This window comes from Dyella tabacisoli (assembly GCF_003350925.1).
Taxonomy (GTDB): domain Bacteria; phylum Pseudomonadota; class Gammaproteobacteria; order Xanthomonadales; family Rhodanobacteraceae; genus Dyella_C; species Dyella_C tabacisoli.
The window spans coordinates 88,382-104,146 of record NZ_KZ857179.1; the positions used below are offsets into that span (position 1 = coordinate 88,382).

General features: G+C 63.7%; 13 protein-coding genes. 1 reads left to right on the top strand and 12 read right to left on the bottom strand.

Annotated features, from left to right (window positions below):
- Nucleotides 1–8: 8 nt before the first annotated feature.
- The 8 genes from ilvB to DVJ77_RS15495 form a co-directional block, all read right to left on the bottom strand.
- Complete coding sequence (gene ilvB / locus DVJ77_RS15460; RefSeq protein ID WP_225428041.1) at nucleotides 9–1,871, bottom strand: biosynthetic-type acetolactate synthase large subunit; 1,863 nt, start codon at nucleotides 1,869–1,871, stop codon at nucleotides 9–11.
- 95 nt (nucleotides 1,872–1,966) lie between these two features.
- Nucleotides 1,967–2,977 carry a ketol-acid reductoisomerase gene (gene ilvC, locus DVJ77_RS15465; protein WP_114846421.1) on the bottom strand — a complete coding sequence of 337 codons (1,011 nt, stop codon included), beginning with the start codon at nucleotides 2,975–2,977 and terminating at the stop codon, nucleotides 1,967–1,969.
- Nucleotides 2,974–4,680, bottom strand: a complete 1,707-nt coding sequence (ilvD, locus tag DVJ77_RS15470) for a dihydroxy-acid dehydratase (RefSeq protein WP_114846422.1) — start codon at nucleotides 4,678–4,680, stop codon at nucleotides 2,974–2,976. The genes ilvC and ilvD overlap by 4 nt, the downstream gene beginning before the upstream one ends.
- Before the next feature lie 224 nt (nucleotides 4,681–4,904).
- Nucleotides 4,905–6,002, bottom strand: coding sequence for a 3-isopropylmalate dehydrogenase (gene leuB, locus DVJ77_RS15475; protein WP_114846423.1), 1,098 nt, complete (start codon nucleotides 6,000–6,002; stop codon nucleotides 4,905–4,907).
- On the bottom strand, nucleotides 5,999–6,583 hold the full coding sequence (gene leuD, locus DVJ77_RS15480) for a 3-isopropylmalate dehydratase small subunit (protein WP_114846424.1): 585 nt from the start codon (nucleotides 6,581–6,583) through the stop codon (nucleotides 5,999–6,001). The genes leuB and leuD overlap by 4 nt, the downstream gene beginning before the upstream one ends.
- A complete protein-coding gene (leuC, locus tag DVJ77_RS15485) occupies nucleotides 6,580–7,992 on the bottom strand; it encodes a 3-isopropylmalate dehydratase large subunit (RefSeq protein WP_114846425.1) in 1,413 nt (470 codons plus the stop codon). Before leuC ends, leuD begins: the two co-directional genes overlap by 4 nt.
- A complete protein-coding gene (locus tag DVJ77_RS15490; RefSeq protein ID WP_114846426.1) occupies nucleotides 7,989–8,924 on the bottom strand; it encodes a branched-chain amino acid transaminase in 936 nt (311 codons plus the stop codon). The genes leuC and DVJ77_RS15490 overlap by 4 nt, the downstream gene beginning before the upstream one ends.
- The gene (locus tag DVJ77_RS15495) at nucleotides 8,921–10,531 is read right to left on the bottom strand and encodes a 2-isopropylmalate synthase (RefSeq protein WP_114846427.1); all 1,611 of its coding nucleotides are present in this window, start codon (nucleotides 10,529–10,531) and stop codon (nucleotides 8,921–8,923) included. Before DVJ77_RS15495 ends, DVJ77_RS15490 begins: the two co-directional genes overlap by 4 nt.
- A 502-nt stretch (nucleotides 10,532–11,033) precedes the next feature.
- Between DVJ77_RS15495 and DVJ77_RS15500 the strand changes: the two genes are divergently transcribed.
- Nucleotides 11,034–11,609 carry a hydrolase gene (locus DVJ77_RS15500; protein ID WP_114846428.1) on the top strand — a complete coding sequence of 192 codons (576 nt, stop codon included), beginning with the start codon at nucleotides 11,034–11,036 and terminating at the stop codon, nucleotides 11,607–11,609.
- A gap of 442 nt (nucleotides 11,610–12,051) precedes the next feature.
- Here the strand turns inward: DVJ77_RS15500 and thrC are convergent, their stop codons facing one another.
- The 4 genes from thrC to DVJ77_RS21175 all read right to left on the bottom strand — a co-directional run bounded on the left by thrC (nucleotide 12,052) and on the right by DVJ77_RS21175 (nucleotide 15,753).
- A complete protein-coding gene (thrC, locus tag DVJ77_RS15505; protein WP_114846429.1) occupies nucleotides 12,052–13,386 on the bottom strand; it encodes a threonine synthase in 1,335 nt (444 codons plus the stop codon).
- On the bottom strand, nucleotides 13,383–14,363 hold the full coding sequence (locus tag DVJ77_RS15510) for a homoserine kinase (protein ID WP_114846430.1): 981 nt from the start codon (nucleotides 14,361–14,363) through the stop codon (nucleotides 13,383–13,385). Before DVJ77_RS15510 ends, thrC begins: the two co-directional genes overlap by 4 nt.
- Complete coding sequence (locus DVJ77_RS15515; RefSeq protein ID WP_380038076.1) at nucleotides 14,360–15,511, bottom strand: homoserine dehydrogenase family protein; 1,152 nt, start codon at nucleotides 15,509–15,511, stop codon at nucleotides 14,360–14,362. The genes DVJ77_RS15510 and DVJ77_RS15515 overlap by 4 nt, the downstream gene beginning before the upstream one ends.
- A gap of 92 nt (nucleotides 15,512–15,603) precedes the next feature.
- The gene (locus DVJ77_RS21175; protein WP_162791516.1) at nucleotides 15,604–15,753 is read right to left on the bottom strand and encodes a hypothetical protein; all 150 of its coding nucleotides are present in this window, start codon (nucleotides 15,751–15,753) and stop codon (nucleotides 15,604–15,606) included.
- Nucleotides 15,754–15,765: the final 12 nt, after the last annotated feature.

Sequence of the window (15,765 nt, forward strand, 5' to 3'; positions counted from 1 at the left end):
AGGTCTGCTCAAAACATATCGGTAGCTGCTTCGCCTTCCACCGGCATCAGGCGCGAGGGAATAAAGTCACCGGTAATCATCTGGGCATACGTCGCACCCGGACCAACCATCGGATACACGCCCGCATCGGGGTCGATCATTACCTCCAGAAAAGCCGGGCCGTCGAAGGCAATAAAGCTGGCAATCGTCGCGACGAGATCCTCTGGGCGTTCCAATCGCTGCGCCCACTCAAAGCCGTCGGCCTGCGCAGCCTTGATGAAATCTTTTTTGTGCAGGCTTTTGTCCGACGAAGCAAAGCGGCCTTTGAAGAACAGCTTCTGCCATTGCCGCACCATGCCGTCGCCCTGGTTGTTGAGCACTACGACCTTCACCGGCAGGCCATAGGTGGTCACGGTTTCCAGCTCGCCGAGATTCATGCGGATGCTGGCGTCGCCATCGATGTCGATCACGATGGCGTCACGCCGCGCGAATTGCGCGCCGATAGCCGCCGGCAGGCCAAAGCCCATCGTGCCCATCGAGCCGGAGCTAAGCCAATGGCGTGGTTCGCGAAAATCAAAGTACTGCGCCGCCCACATTTGATGTTGGCCCACACCGGTGCTGATGATGGCGCGGCCTTGTGTGTGGCGGTTGATTTCCTCAATCACGGCATAGGGCTGAATCAGTGCGTTGGCACGGTCATAGTTCAGCACATGCTTGCGTTTAAGCTCGGCGATATGCGTGTGCCAGGCGTCGTAGCGTCGATGCATACGCGCCGCAACACCGTGTTGCTCGGCGTACTGATGCAGTCGCTCCAGTGTGCGGGTGAGATCGCCGCTGTGATGCCATTGCACCGGTTTGACCTTGCCGATCTCGGCCGGGTCGATGTCGATCTGCGCGATAAAGCGGGCGGCAGGTGCGAATTTGTCCGGCACGCCGGCGACACGATCATCGAAACGCGCGCCCAGCGCCAGCATGAAATCGCAATCCTCGACGGCGTAGTTGGCGTAGGCGGTGCCGTGCATGCCGAGCATATGCAGGGCGAGCGGTTCGGTCGTGTCGAACGCGCCCAGGCCCATCAGCGTGGTGGTCACCGGCAGGCCGAACGTATCGACGAAACGGCGCAGCGCGGTGGCGGCACCTGCGGCGATCACGCCGCCGCCGGCATAGATCAAGGGCCGCTTTGCCTGTTCGAGTGCGGCGAAGAAGTTCGCGCAGGCGGCATCGCTTACATATGCCTGTTCGATGGCGCGCAAGCGCGCGCGATAGCCGGGAATCGGCAATCGACCTTGGCCTTGAAAGCGCAGCGGAGCGTTTTGTACATCCTTGGGAATATCGATCACCACCGGGCCAGGGCGTCCACTGCGCGCAATCTCGAAAGCCGTGCGCAGGGTGGTTTCCAATTGCTCGGCGTCGGTAAGCAGAAAAACGTGCTTGGCGCAGGAGCTCATGATGTTGCTGACCGGTGCTTCTTGAAACGCATCGCTGCCGATGGCGGTGGTGGGCACTTGGCCGCAGATCACTACGAGCGGGATCGAGTCCGCCATCGAGTCGCGTACCGGCGTGACCATGTTGGTGGCACCGGGGCCGGAGGTGACGATGGCGACGCCGACCTGGCCCGAAGCGCGGGCATAACCGGCCGCCATAAAACCGGCGCCTTGCTCATTGGCCGGCACGATCAACGGCATCGGCTCGCCGCCGTCCGGGCCGATATGGGTGGCGTTGTAGCGAAATACGGCGTCGTACACCGGCAGGATCGCGCCGCCGGAATAGCCAAACAGCACCTTGATGCCTTCGTCGGCCAGCACCTGTACGACGACTTCGGCACCGCTCATGACTTGCTCATTGAGTGGGTGGTCGACGGTGTCGTGCTGGGGTGTTGCGATAGCTTGCATCTGCGGGGTGCTCACGGATGGCCTCTGATGATGGCTTGCGGAATTCCCTCTCCCTGGCGCTTTTATCGCTGGGAAGAGGGAGGGCTTTACAAAAATCAGCCGACTTTCTTCAACGGTGCCGCTGCCGGCGCGGCCTGTCCGGCGTTGAGCCACGGCATGCGCGCACGCAGCTTGGCGCCGACCTGCTCGATCGGATGATCGAGATCGGCCTGCTTGAGCCGCTTGTAGTTGGGCAGGCCGGCCTGGTATTCGGCGATCCAGTTGCGCGCGAAGGTGCCGTCTTGAATGTCGGTGAGCACGGCTTTCATGCGCTGCTTGGTGCTCTCATCGACGACCCGCGGGCCACTGACGTAGTCGCCGTACTGGGCGGTCTCGGAGACGAATTCCAGCATGCGCTTGAGGCCGCCTTCATAGAACAGGTCGACGATCAGTTTCAGCTCATGCATTACTTCGTAGTAAGCGATTTCGGGTTTGTAGCCGGCTTCGACCAAGGTCTCGAAACCCTTGATGACCAGCTCGCTGGCGCCGCCGCAAAGCACGGCCTGCTCGCCGAACAAATCGGTTTCGGTCTCTTCCTTGAAATCGGTTTCGATCAACATCGCGCGGCCGCCGCCGATACCGTCGGCATAGGCCTTGGCCTTCGCTTCGGCGTGGCCGCTGGTGTCTTGATAGACAGCGAACAGGCAAGGCACGCCGCGACCGATTTCATATTCGCGACGCACCAGCGCGCCGGGGCCTTTGGGTGCCACCAGCACGACGTCGATGTCGTTACGCGGCTGGATCTGTTTGAAGTGCACGTTGAAACCGTGGGCAAACAGCAGTGCCGCGCCGGCTTTGATATTCGGTTCGATGGCATCGCGATACAGCGACGGCTGCACCATGTCCGGGGTGAGTACGGCGATCAAATCAGCATCACGCACTGCTTCGGCCGGCTCGGCAACCCGAAAGCCCTCGGCGTGCGCGCGCTCCCACGAGGGGCCGCCTTTGCGCAGGCCGACGACGACATCGAGACCCGAGTCGCGCAAGTTGAGAGCGTGGGCGCGGCCTTGGCTGCCATAGCCGAGTACGGCGATACGGGCCTTGGCCAGCGTGTCGTTAGTGGTCATGCGGTGACTCCTTCGGTAGCGGTGGTTTGGGTATGTTTGGGTGTGCTGACAGCGGTGTCGGGATGGGTGGTCGCACCGTCGGAGGCGGAGCCGACCAAGCGCGCGTACTTGGCAAGTGCGCCGTGCGTGACCTTTGCCGGCGGTGCCTTCCAATGGGCGCGACGGGTGACCAGATCCGCGTCGGTGGCGATCTCGCGGCGATCGGCGTCGATGCGAATACGGTCGCCGTCGCGCAGCAGGGCAATCGGCCCGCCACGGGCGGCTTCGGGTGCGATATGGCCGACCATGAAACCGTGCGTGGCGCCGGAAAAGCGCCCGTCGGTAATCAGGGCAACGTCATCACCGAGACCACGGCCGATCAGCGCGGCGGTAACGCCGAGCATTTCGCGCATGCCGGGGCCGCCGGCCGGGCCTTCGTTGCGGATCACGATGATGTCGCCCTTGGCGATGCCGCCGCTCTGCACGGCGGCAAAGGCTTGTTCCTCGCTTTCGAAGACCCGCGCGTTGCCTTCGAAATGGCTGCTGCCTTTGCCGGCAAGTTTGAGGATGCAACCCTCTGGGGCGAGGTTGCCGTAGAGGATCGAATAACCGCCGCGTGGCTTCAGCGGTTGCGCCACCGGATGCACCACTTCCTGTTGCTCGGCCCGTGGTGCGGCGGCGGCCTCCTCGAACAGGCTGCGACCGGTGATGGTGGGGGCGTCGTCGAGCATGCCGGCGGCGATCAGCTCTTGCGCCACGCGCGCGCTGCCGCCCGCACCGAACAGCTCCACCGCGGTGTAACGGCCGCCGGGCAGCAGGTCGGCGATCACCGGCGTGTGCTTGGAGGCGGGTTCAAAATCTTCCAAGGTCCAATGCACGCCGGCCTCACGCGCAATCGCCAGCAAATGCAGTACGGCGTTGGTGGAGCCGGCGGTAGCGGCGACCATGCGCGCGGCGTTGCGCAGTGATGTGCGGGTGAGCAATTCACGCGGTGTGCGATTGGCCTGCAAGCACGCCATCACCAATTCGCCGCAGCGAAAAGCCGCGCCAGCCTTGGCCGGATGTGTCGCCGGAATATCGTTGAAGCCCATCGGCGACAGGCCCAGCGTGGTCAGCACCATCGCCATCGTATTCGCGGTGAACTGACCGCCGCAGGCACCGGCACCGGGGCAGGCATCGCGTTCTACCGAGGCCAGTTCGGCGTCGTCGATCTTGCCGGCGCCGTGGGCGCCGACTGCCTCGAACACTTGCTGGATGGTGATCGGATGGTTGTCGTGCGTGCCGTGCGCGATGCTGCCGCCGTACAAGGCCACGCCGGGAATATTCAAGCGGGCCAGCGCCATGGCTGCTGCAGGAATGGTCTTGTCGCAGCCGCACAGCACCACCATCGCATCCAGGCAATGGCCATCGACCGCCAGCTCGATCGAGTCGGTGATGACTTCGCGACTAATCAGCGAGGCGCGCATGCCCGGCGTACCCATCGCAATACCATCGGTAACCGCGATGGTGTTGAACTCGATCGGCGTGCCGCCGGCCGCACGAATGCCGGCGGCGGTGTGTTCGGCCAGCTCGCGCAAGTTGAGATTGCATGGGCTGACGTTGGACCAGGTATGCACTACGGCAACCAGGGGCCTGGCGATGGCGTCGTCGTCCAGCCCGGTGGCGCGCAGCATGGCGCGGGCCGGCGCGCGGTCGGGGCCGGTTTTAATGAGATCACTGCGCATGAGCGGTTCCGGTGGCGTAACGGACAAGTGATGTCCCCCCTGCGTGCGGGAGAGTGGAGGGAAGCGATGAGGCGAGGGGGTGGGCGCTCATCGCTTGCAGCTCCGTGGACACGCAGGGGGGAGCAAACGGGTTGAGGAGGCGTGGGATGTGTTGCGAGGTTTGACCCCCTCCCAGCCTCCCCCTACTAGCAGCAGGGGGAGGGGCTTATGGCGGGCGGGTGTGTTCAGCCGCATGCGCGCGCTCCGCTAAAAAAAGCTTCGGCGGTATCCGCATGTGCTTCGAATGCGGCCAGCACGGCGTCGCGTATCTGGGTGGTGCTGGCCTGTCCGCCGATATCGCGGGTGTGCGGGCCGTGGGTCAGCACATGATCGACCGCAGCCTCGATCGCCACGGCTTCGGCCTCCAACTGCAGCGAATGACGCAACAGCATCGCGGCCGAGAGAATGGCGCCGGTGGGGTTGGCTACGTTTTGCCCGGCGATGTCGGGTGCCGAGCCATGAATCGGCTCGTACAGACCGTTGCTGCCTTCACCCAGCGAGGCCGAAGGCAGCAGGCCCAGCGAGCCGGCCAGCGCGGCGGCTTCGTCGGTGAGAATGTCGCCGAACAAGTTTTCGGTGACCACGACGTCATAGCGCGAAGGCTGGGTGAGCAGCAGCATCGCCATTGAATCGACCAGTTGGTGTTCCAGTTTCACATCGGGGTAATCGGCGGCGATCCGTTGCACGGTGCTGCGCCACAGCCGCGAGGTTTCCAGCACATTGGCCTTGTCCACCGAGGTGACATGCCGACGCCGATCACGAGCCAGGTCGAAGGCACGGCGTACCACGCGCTCGACTTCGGCGACGGTGTATTTGCACTCGTCGGTTGCGGTATCGGCGGTGCGTGTCTTGGCACCGAAATACGCACCGCCGGTGAGCTCGCGCACGAACAGCACGTCGACGTTTTTCAGCTTTTCGTTCTTCAACGGCGACAACGCCGCCAACGCGGGATGCACCTGCAATGGACGCAGATTCGCATACACGCCTAGTGCGGCGCGCAAGGCCAACAACCCTTGCTCCGGCCGTACCGGCGCATTCGGGTCCGACCATTTCGGACCGCCTACCGCACCGAGCAAGACCGCATCGGCCTGCTGGCAAGCCGCCAGGGCAGCAGCCGGTAACGGTTCGCCGAAAGCATCGATGGCACAGCCGCCAATGGCTTGTTCTTCAAAGCTGAATTCATGGCTATAACGCGCGGCTACCGCTTGCAGCACGGCAACTGCCGCGGCGGTGACTTCCGGGCCGACACCATCGCCGGGCAGGGTGACGATGTGAGCTTTCATGCAGCCTCCTGGTGAGTTTTTTCGTAAACGCCGATGGCTTCGGCGTGCTGTAGCAGGTATCCAAGCTGATCCACGCCGTTGAGCAGGCAGTGGCGTGCGAATGGCTCCAACTGAAACTGGATGCGGCCGCCGTCGGGCAGGGCGATGTACTGCTCGCGCACGTCGATGGTCAGTTCGATGCCGGGGTGATCGAGCAGCCAGCGGTGCTCGGCGTGGTCGATCAGAATCGCCAGCAGGCCGTTCTTCAACGCGTTGTTGCGGAAGATGTCCGCAATCTCGCTGCACAGTACGGCCTGGATGCCGTAGTCCAGCAACGCCCATGGCGCATGCTCGCGCGAAGAGCCACAACCGAAATTGCTGCCGGCGACCAGGATCGAGCAACCGCGCGCTTGCGCCTGATTGAGCGGAAAGGCCGGGTTATCGCTGCCGTCGGCCTGATAACGCCAATCGTGAAAACACAGCTTGCCCAGACCTGCGCGTTCGGTGGTGGTGAGAAAACGCGCAGGAATGATGCGGTCGGTGTCGATGTTTTCGTCCGCCAGTACGGCGGTGCGGGAGTGGATACGGGTGATCGGCTTCATGCGGCGGCCTCCGTCAGGTACTCGCGCGCATCGGCAATCACTCCAGCCAATGCCGAGGCCGCTGCCGTGGCCGGACTCGCCAACACCGTGCGCGCGCCTTTGCCCTGGCGTCCTTCGAAATTGCGATTGGAAGTACTCACTACCAACTGCCCCGGCTGAGCCAGATCGCCGTTCATCGCGATGCACATCGAGCAACCCGATACGCGCCACTCGGCGCCGGCTTCGGTGAACACCCGATGCAGGCCTTCGCGCTCCGCGTCGCGGCGGATCGCTTCGGAGCCCGGCACCACCAACATGCGTACGCCGGTCGCTACATGCCGGCCGCGCAACACTTGCGCGGCCTCGCGCAGATCGCTCAAGCGCGAGTTGGTGCAACTGCCGACGAAGACCACGTCGACCGCCATGCCGCGCATCGGTTGGCCCGGCGTCGCCTGCATGTAATCCAGTGCGCGATGCTCCTGCGCGTTGCGTGCGGCAGGCACTGGGGCATCCATCGCGATCGCCATGCCAGGATGAGTGCCATAGGTGACGGTAGGGCGCACCTGGCTGGCGTCGACCCGCACTTCGCGGTCATACGTTGCGCCGGCATCGCTGCGCAGCGCGCGCCAACCCGCCACGGCCGCATCCCATGCAGCGGCCTGCGGCACGCGCGGCCGACCTTCAAGCCAGGCGAAGGTCGTGTCGTCGGGTGCGATCAAGCCGGCGCGCGCACCGGCTTCGATCGACATATTGCAGACGGTCATGCGCTCGTCCATCGACATCGCCTCGATCGCCGCGCCGCGATATTCGATGACGTAGCCGGTGCCGCCGTCCACGCCGATCTGGCCGATGATGTGCAAGATCAGGTCTTTCGCGCTGATGCCATGCGGTAACTGCCCGTCTACATGGATCGCCAATGTCTTGGGCTTACGCTGCAACAGACATTGCGTGGCCATCACGTGACCGACTTCGGTGGTGCCGATGCCAAAGGCCAGCGCGCCGAATGCACCATGGGTCGAGGTATGGCTGTCGCCGCAGACAATCGTCATGCCCGGCTGGGTGGCGCCCAGCTCGGGGCCAATCACATGGACGATGCCGCGGTCGGCGCTATCCCAACCATGCAACTCGACCCCGAATTCGCGGCAATTTGCTTCCAGCGTTGCGACCTGCGCTTTCGCTTCCGCATTCGCATACGGACGTTCACCGTCGATACTTGCCGGCAGAGTCGGCGTGGAGTGATCCAGCGTGGCCAGCGTGCGATCCGGGCGACGCAATTTCAGGCCGCGTTCGCGCAGTTCGGTGAAGGCCTGCGGCGAAGTGACTTCATGCACCAGGTGCAGGTCGACATAGAGGATCGCCGGGGTGTCGGCGCTCTCCGGCACAACGACATGCGCGTCCCATAATTTTTCGAACAGCGTGCGGGCGCTCATGCGGCCTCCTTTGCGGCCGTATGCACCGGTGTCAGCCAGCCGTGGCGGTCATCGGTGCGGCCATCGAACAAACCGAAAAAGGCTTGCCGCAAGGTTTGCGTGATCGGGCCGGGCTTGCCGGCACCGACCGGTTTGCGATCGACCGAACGCACCGGAGTTATTTCCGCGGCGGTGCCGGTCATGAATACTTCGTCGGCGCTGTACAACGCTTCGCGTGGCAGCTCGCGTTCTTCCACCGGGATGCCTAAATCGGCCGCCAGCATCATCACGGTTTCGCGCGTGATGCCGGCGAGGATGCCGGCGCTGGCCGGTGGAGTCAGCAGCTTGCCGCGCTTGACCACAAACACATTTTCGCCGGCGCCTTCGCTGAGCAAACCGTTGTGGCCCAGCGCGATGCCCTCGTCGTAACCGCCGCGCCGTGCCTCCAGCCCGATCAACTGGCTGTTGAGGTAATTGCCGCCAGCCTTGGCCCAGCTCGGTACGGTGTTCGGCGCGGGGCGCTGCCATGAGGACACGCACACATCCGCACCGCGCTCGGCCGCCTCGCCCAGATACGCGCCCCAATCGAGCGCCATGATCGCCACATCCACCGGCGCCCCGTTTTTCTGCAACACGCCCAGTCCACCGGCGCCGCGAAATACGATGGGTCGCACATAGGCCGACTTCATCCGATTCACGCGAATCAACTCAAGGCAGGCAGCATTGATGGCTTCTTCGCTGTAGCCGATCTCGATCTCGTAGACCTTGGCGGATTCGAACAAGCGACGGGTGTGATCGGCCAAGCGGAAATACGCCGGGCCTTGCGGGGTTGCATACACGCGTTCGCCCTCGAACACCGAGGAGCCGTAATGCAGCGCATGCGTGCTGACGTGGACGGTGGCCTCGGTCCAAGGCTTGATGTGGCCGTTGTGCCAGAGGAAGGGCGTGCTCATGCAGAAACTCCTTGCGGCTGTGGTGCGGCGGCGCCGATGGCCGCCGGTGTCTGTCGTTCGATGCGGTTGACGATGGCGAGCGCGGCCAGTGCGGTGGCTTCGACGATGTCGGTGCTGACACCGTTGCCGCGCCAGTCACGCTCGGCATGGCGTGCGGTGAGTTGGGCCTGGCCTTGGGCGTCGCCGCCTTCGCTGACTGCGCGAACTTGAAAGTGGGTGAGTTCGAGGCTGGCGCCGGTGGCGCGTTCGATCGCGCGCAGCACGGCGTCTACCGGGCCGTCGCCGATGGCGGCTTCGCCGACTTCGCGGCCGTCGTCGTGCGCTAGTTTCACCGAGGCTGATGCGCTGCTGCCCGAGTGCGAATGCGTTTGCAGTTGCATGATTCGCCATGGGCCGATGGCGTCGGGGTCATGACCCAGCGCGATCGCTTCCAGATCCTCGTCGTGTATTTCGCGCTTCTTGTCGGCCAAGGCTTTGAAGCGCGCGAAGATGCCATCCATGGCGCTCTCCTCCACCTCGTGGCCCAGCGCTTGCAGGCGTGAACGCAGCGCATGACGGCCGGAATGTTTGCCCAGCACCAACTTGGTTTCGGCAATGCCGACATCTTGCGGGCGCATGATTTCGTAGGTGCCGCGATGCTTGAGCATGCCGTGCTGGTGGATGCCCGACTCATGCGCGAAGGCATTCTCGCCAACCACCGCTTTATTGCGCGCCACGCTCTGGCCGGTCAGTTGGGTCAACAGGCGCGAGGTCGGATACAGCTTGCGCGTGTCGATGCGCGTATCGACGCCGAAATGCGGCGCGCGCACTTTCAGCGCCATCACGATTTCTTCCAGCGAAGCATTGCCGGCACGCTCGCCGATGCCGTTGATGGTGCATTCGACCTGGCGTACGCCGGCACTCACCGCAGCCAGGCTATTGGCCACCGCCATGCCCAGATCGTCGTGACAATGGGTGGAGAAGATCACCCGCTCGGCGCCTTTGACGTGCCGGCGCAGATAACCAAACAGTTCGGCCATTTCCGACGGCGTGGTATAGCCCACGGTGTCGGGCACGTTCAGTGTGGTGGCGCCGGCAGCAACGGCCGCGTTGAACACTTCGACCAGGTACTCCGGCTCGGTGCGGGTGGCGTCTTCGGCCGAAAATTCCACCTCGTGGCACAGCTTGCGTGCCCGCTCGATCGATGCCGCCGCGGTGTCGATCACCTGTGCCTGGCTCATGCCCAGCTTGTGCTCGCGATGCAGCGGGCTGGTGGAAAGAAACAGGTGGATACGCGAGTGACGGGCCGATTCCAGTGCGCGCCCGGTGGTGTCGATATCACCGACGACGCAGCGCGAGAGGCCACAGACAGTGGGTGTTTTCAACGTGCGGGCGATTTCCGCGACGGCGTTGAAATCATCCGGCGAGGCCTGCGGAAAGCCCGCCTCGATGATGTCCACGCCCAGCGCCTCCAACGCATGTGCCAAGCGCAGCTTGGCGCGGCGATCCATCGAGAAGCCGGGCGCTTGTTCGCCATCACGCAAGGTGGTGTCGAAGATGCGTACGCGATCGGCTGCGGCGCTATTCGCGCTTACGCCGTCGTCGGATTGAGTGTCGCTGGGTTTCATGTTGGCTCCGCTTGAGGCGTAGCCGAGGACATAAAAAAACCCCGCATCCGTTTCCGGGTGCGGGGTTCTTTAGGAGTATTCAGGTTTGTTTCTAGTTACCTGTACACATGCCCTCAGCCCGCACCTCCGTTAGTAATAAGGAGTACGAGTACGAGGGAAATAAGAAGCTGGCTGCGCAGTTGCAGCAGGCCGGCAACCGTCTGAAGACGGTTCCTTTCGGCGATGCGGCTATGGCTGTTGCGCTGCGTCATGCAGTCGAACGTACGGTGGCTGGTGAGGCTTGTCAACAGTTACTTTTGAAATTCTTTGTTGTTGACGATTCCGTCACGTCCAGACGTCCAGATGTCCAGACTCATTTCAGTTTGCGGCGACCAGCCATGAGCGGGGTTAGACAAATGTGGCCTCAGCACGCATCGCAGCTTGGTTTGCGGGGTTGTTCGCGAGGCCATGGAAGACGCATTATTTCGTGAGGACATCCTCACATGACTGGTTGGAGATTTTGATGGAAAAGCTCGATCCCCGTACAACGGCCTTGGTGCTGATTGACCTGCAGATGGGTATTGCCGGCTTTGCCGGCGGCCCGCGCACGGCCACCGAGGTGTTTGAACGAGCCGGCGCCATGGCCGCGCGTTTCCGCGCCGTGGGTGCGCCGGTGATCTTGGTGCGGGTCGGCTATGCCGATGACTACGCCGACGCACTGCGCCAGCCAACAGATCGTTCGTCACCCTTCCCACCCGGCGGCCTGCCGGCGAACTGGTGGGATTTCCCCGAGCAGCTTGCCGTTGCCGACAGCGACATCCAAATCATCAAGCGGCAATGGAATGCATTCCACGGCACCGAGTTGGACTTGCAACTACGCCGACGCGGTATCAAGTGCATCGTGCTGGCCGGCATCACCACCAACAACGGCGTAGAGTCCACCGCCCGCACAGGTTGGGAGCAGAGCTACACGCAAGTGCTGGTCGAAGACGCGATGAGTGCGGTCAACGCCGAGATGCATCGCTTCTCAGTGGAAAATATTTTGCCAAGACTGGGTTTCGTGCGCTCGACCGAGCAAGTGCTCGAAAGCCTGAGCTGACCCATTCTCGCCTCAGTCTGCCCCCTCCCCTGCTAGCAGGGGAGGGTTGGGGAGGGGTTCAATCTTGCGGCAAGGTTGGACCCCCTCCCAGCCTCCCCCTGCAAGTCCCGAAAAGGGGACTCCCTTCGGTCGCAGGGGAGGGGCAAAAGCAACGCGCGCAGCTTTTGACGTTGCTCTTGATCTTGATCTTGCTTTTGCTCTTGGGGCCCCTGTGCGTCGGTGAGGGTCGGACGACAAGGCCCGCAGGGGCATCGACAGGGATGTCGATGCCTTTTCGCCAGGGCAGGAAGCCCTGTCGAAAAGCCCGGCCGACCCTCACGTACCCGAAGGGCGACTCACCGGGGTGCTCTTTCTTTTGGTTACTTTTCTTTGAGCAAGCAAAGAAAAGTGACTCGACCACCGGCAGGTGGCCGAAAGCCCGCCGCAGGCGAACCAGCCCGCCTCACCCAACCCCCCGCCGCCGCACCCCCAAAAACTCCCCAGCCCCCAACAACCAATCCCGCAACGCCCCCTCATCAGCCATCAACGGCTCCGCAAAAGCCGCACGCTCCAACATAGCAAGCAGCGAAGGCGGCACCGCCGGCGCATAACCAATCAACGGCTCCAACACCGTCTCGAACTTCGCCGGGTGCGCCGTAGCCACCACCACCCATGGCGCGCCATCGAGCGGCTCGCGGTCGAGCAAATGCATCGCCGTAGCCGTATGCGGACAGAACAGCTCATGCTGATCGCGGGCGTGCTGCACGATGGTGCTGCGGATGGTCGCGTCATCCACGCTATGCGCCTGCAAGGCCGCACGCAGTTCGTCCTCGTGCGGCAAGGTCCAGTGCAATCGTTCGAAGTTGCTGGGGGCACCCACATCCATCGCATTGGCTAGAGTGGCTACGGCCTCGCGCGGGGTGTAATCGGCACCGGCAAAAAAGTCGGGCAGGGTGATGTTGGCGTTGCAGGCGAATTGGATGCGGCCGATCGGCAAGCCCATTTCGCGCACCCACAGGCAGGCCAGCGCGTTGCCGAGATTGCCGGTGGGGATGATGAAATGGGGCGCCACATGATGCTGGCGCCAGAGCTTTAGCGCAGCGTGTGCGTAGTAGCTCATCTGCGGCAACAGCCGGCCCAGGCTGATGCTGTTGGCTGATGACAACGGCAACTGCGCCTGCAGTTGCGCATCGTTGAGCGCGGCTTTGACCATGCGCTGGCAATCGTCGAACGAGCCGTCTACGCGCAGGGCTTGCACATTGTCGCCAAAGCAACCTAGCTGATGCGCCTGCCGTGGCGATACACGGCCGTCCGGGTAAAGAATTACCACGCTTACGCCGGGTTGCCGATGAAAGGCTGCCGCTACCGCGGCGCCGGTATCGCCGGACGTGGCGACCAGAATGGTCAGCGGCTGTGTACCCTGCAGTCGGCGAAAGCAGGCGGCCAGAAAACGCGCACCGAAATCTTTGAAGGCGGCGCTGGGGCCATGGAACAACTCCAGTACCGCAGCGCCGGGTCGTTGCGGCAGCGCGCGCAAGGGAGCATCGAAGTCGAAAGCCTCGGCACAGATTGCCGGCAGTGCCGCTGCGAGGGGGCTGCCGGCGAAGAACGGCGTCAACAGGGTGGTGGCGGTGTCGGCTAGATGGCCATGCGGGTCGAAGGCCGATGGATCGAGTTGCGGCAGCGCTTCGGGTACGTAGAGACCGCCATCGGGCGCCAGCCCGGCGGCGATCGCTTCATCGATGCGCACTGCCGGGTGCGCTCCGCGAGTGCTGTGGTAGAGCAAGGGCTCGATCATGCATAGGTTTCCGTGTCGATAAGATGCGCGGCCGGGCCGTCGATAGGTGATACAAGCGCATCGCTGAGTAGTTCAACTTCGGCAAATGCGGCGGCCATCGCCGTCGCTGCGGCCTGTGCATCCTCGCGGCATTCATACCAGCCGAACACGCTGGGACCACCACCGGAGATGCTGGCGCCGAGCGCGTGATGATCCAGGGCAGCCTGCTTCACTCGCGCAAAGTTGGGCACCATGGGGGCGCGGCGCGGCTCGATCAGCACGTCTTTCAGGCCTTCGCGCACCAGTGCGGCCTCGCCGCGAAAGCAACCGGCCAGGACCAGGGCGAGGTTGCCGCTTTGCGCGACCACATCGGTCAAGGCGAAGTCGCCGCTCAAGGCCGCGCGAGCCTTGCGTGTTTCCAGCACCAGGTGCGGATGGACCAGCGCGCAATGCCATGCGGCCGGCACCGGCAAACGCAACAGGCGTTCGCGGGTAGCCAGCACCAAGCCACCGAGCAGCATCGGGCCGAGGTTGTCGCCGTGATGGCTGCCGCTGGCGACGGCTTCGCCTTCCAGCGCAAAGCCATACAGCGCCTCGCGCGGCAGTGGGCGTTCCAGCAAAGCATTGGCGGCGATCAGGGCAGCGACGCACGACGCGGCCGAGCCACCCATGCCCGAGCCCAACGCAATACCTTTGTGCAACACCAGCTCAAAGCCGTGCCGCAAACCCAGTGCCTTGCGCAGTGCGAGCAGGGCGGTGCCGGCGGTGTTCTGGCGCGGATCGGTCGGCAAGGCATCGGCACAGCCATAGATGGCCGCAATGCGTACTTCCGGCTCGGCGATGCGACGTACCTCGGCTCGATCGCCTGGGCCGACTACGCTGTGCCCGAGAATGTCGAAACCCACCGCAACATTGGCGATGCTGGCGTAAGCCACGGCCTGTGCTGAAAGAACCGGTTGCGGCACCGTCATAGTCGGCTCCCTTAGTTGCGCATTCATGCTCGCACCTCCAGCCCTTCGGCGATGCGCAGCACATCGGCGAAAATGCCGGCGGCAGTTACTTCCGGTCCGGCACCGGGTCCTTGCACCAACAACGGATTGTCGCGATAGCGGCGCGTGGTGAACTGCACCACGTTGTCGGTCAAGCGGGTATGCGCGAACGGATGTCCGGTGGGCAGTACGGCCAGTTTTACACTGGCGCGGCCGTGGGCATCGAGATGAGCGTGATGGCGCAGCACGCCGCCCTGCGCGCGCGCGTCGGCCAGCCGGGCTGCCATCGACGCGTCGAGTTGATCGAGTCGCAGCATGAATTCATCCACCGGCAAGGCGGCGAGTTCGGCCGGCACCAGGCTTTGCACTTCGACGTTCTCCAGCGACAGCGGCCAACCGGCTTCACGTGCCAGGATCACCAGCTTGCGCGCGACATCCATGCCCGATAAATCATCGCGTGGATCGGGTTCGGTATAGCCCAGCGTATGCGCCTCGCGTACCAGCGCGGAAAACGGCTGGCTGCCGTCATGGCGATTGCACAGCCAGGCCAGGGTGCCGGAGAACATGCCTTCTACCGAGAGCAGCTCATCACCGGTGTCGAGCAGGTCGCGCAGTGTTTGCACCACCGGCAGGCCGGCACAAACCGTGGCCTCGTAGCGAAAACGCATGCCGCTGGCGCAGGCCGCGCGAATCGCTTGCCAACGTGTCAGTGGGCCGCTGCCGGCCAGCTTGTTCGGGGTGACGACATGTACGCCGGCAGCCAGCCAGCCGGCGTAGCGCGAAGCCACCGTGTCGTTGGCGCTGCAGTCGATCAGCAACGCATGTCGGCCGTCGATGCCGCGCACATGGTCAACGAATTCGTTCAAATCGCTTGGTCGCCACGTTTGCGCGCTGTCACTGCGGCCATTGAGCGCGGGGTCGTCGCTATCGAGCCACATCCGCTTGCTGGCGGCCACGCCGCAAAGCTTTAGTTCAAGCCCGGCGCGCGCCAGTCGTGGCTGTGTCGCACGCAGTTGATCGAGCAAGGCGCTGCCGACGCGGCCAGGGCCGATCAGGCCCACGGCCAAGGTGCGGCGGCGAGTGGTAGTCGCCGGCAGCGCCATGGCATGCGGTGGTAACGAAGAAGCTTCGAGCGATTGCGGTGCACAGACGTTCACGGTGTTGCCTCCGGTGAGGGGCCCGTGCTCGTTGGCGGTGTCGGAGTGTGCCGGCCCGCCTCATCGAGGGCGGGGCCGTTGCGTGGAAGAGACTATTCGCGCAAGGACACCCACCCCGACACGGTGGTAATCGTGGTCGTGGTGGTGGTAGTCGTGGCGAAGATGGAGCCGATGCACAGCGTCTTGCGACCGGTATGAGCCGGGGCAGAGAACAAGCGAGCTGGCGAAAGATTCGGCGACATGTGATCGACCTT

What these genes read in the sequence shown, in the direction of transcription:
- ilvB (WP_225428041.1), bottom strand. Translation starts at nt 1,871, where the DNA reads ATGCAAGCTATCGCAACACCCCAGCACGACACCGTCGACCACCCACTC.
- ilvC (WP_114846421.1), bottom strand. Translation starts at nt 2,977, where the DNA reads ATGACCACTAACGACACGCTGGCCAAGGCCCGTATCGCCGTACTCGGC.
- ilvD (WP_114846422.1), bottom strand. Translation starts at nt 4,680, where the DNA reads ATGCGCAGTGATCTCATTAAAACCGGCCCCGACCGCGCGCCGGCCCGC.
- leuB (WP_114846423.1), bottom strand. Translation starts at nt 6,002, where the DNA reads ATGAAAGCTCACATCGTCACCCTGCCCGGCGATGGTGTCGGCCCGGAA.
- leuD (WP_114846424.1), bottom strand. Translation starts at nt 6,583, where the DNA reads ATGAAGCCGATCACCCGTATCCACTCCCGCACCGCCGTACTGGCGGAC.
- leuC (WP_114846425.1), bottom strand. Translation starts at nt 7,992, where the DNA reads ATGAGCGCCCGCACGCTGTTCGAAAAATTATGGGACGCGCATGTCGTT.
- DVJ77_RS15490 (WP_114846426.1), bottom strand. Translation starts at nt 8,924, where the DNA reads ATGAGCACGCCCTTCCTCTGGCACAACGGCCACATCAAGCCTTGGACC.
- DVJ77_RS15495 (WP_114846427.1), bottom strand. Translation starts at nt 10,531, where the DNA reads ATGAAACCCAGCGACACTCAATCCGACGACGGCGTAAGCGCGAATAGC.
- DVJ77_RS15500 (WP_114846428.1), top strand. Translation starts at nt 11,034, where the DNA reads ATGGAAAAGCTCGATCCCCGTACAACGGCCTTGGTGCTGATTGACCTG.
- thrC (WP_114846429.1), bottom strand. Translation starts at nt 13,386, where the DNA reads ATGATCGAGCCCTTGCTCTACCACAGCACTCGCGGAGCGCACCCGGCA.
- DVJ77_RS15510 (WP_114846430.1), bottom strand. Translation starts at nt 14,363, where the DNA reads ATGAATGCGCAACTAAGGGAGCCGACTATGACGGTGCCGCAACCGGTT.
- DVJ77_RS21175 (WP_162791516.1), bottom strand. Translation starts at nt 15,753, where the DNA reads ATGTCGCCGAATCTTTCGCCAGCTCGCTTGTTCTCTGCCCCGGCTCAT.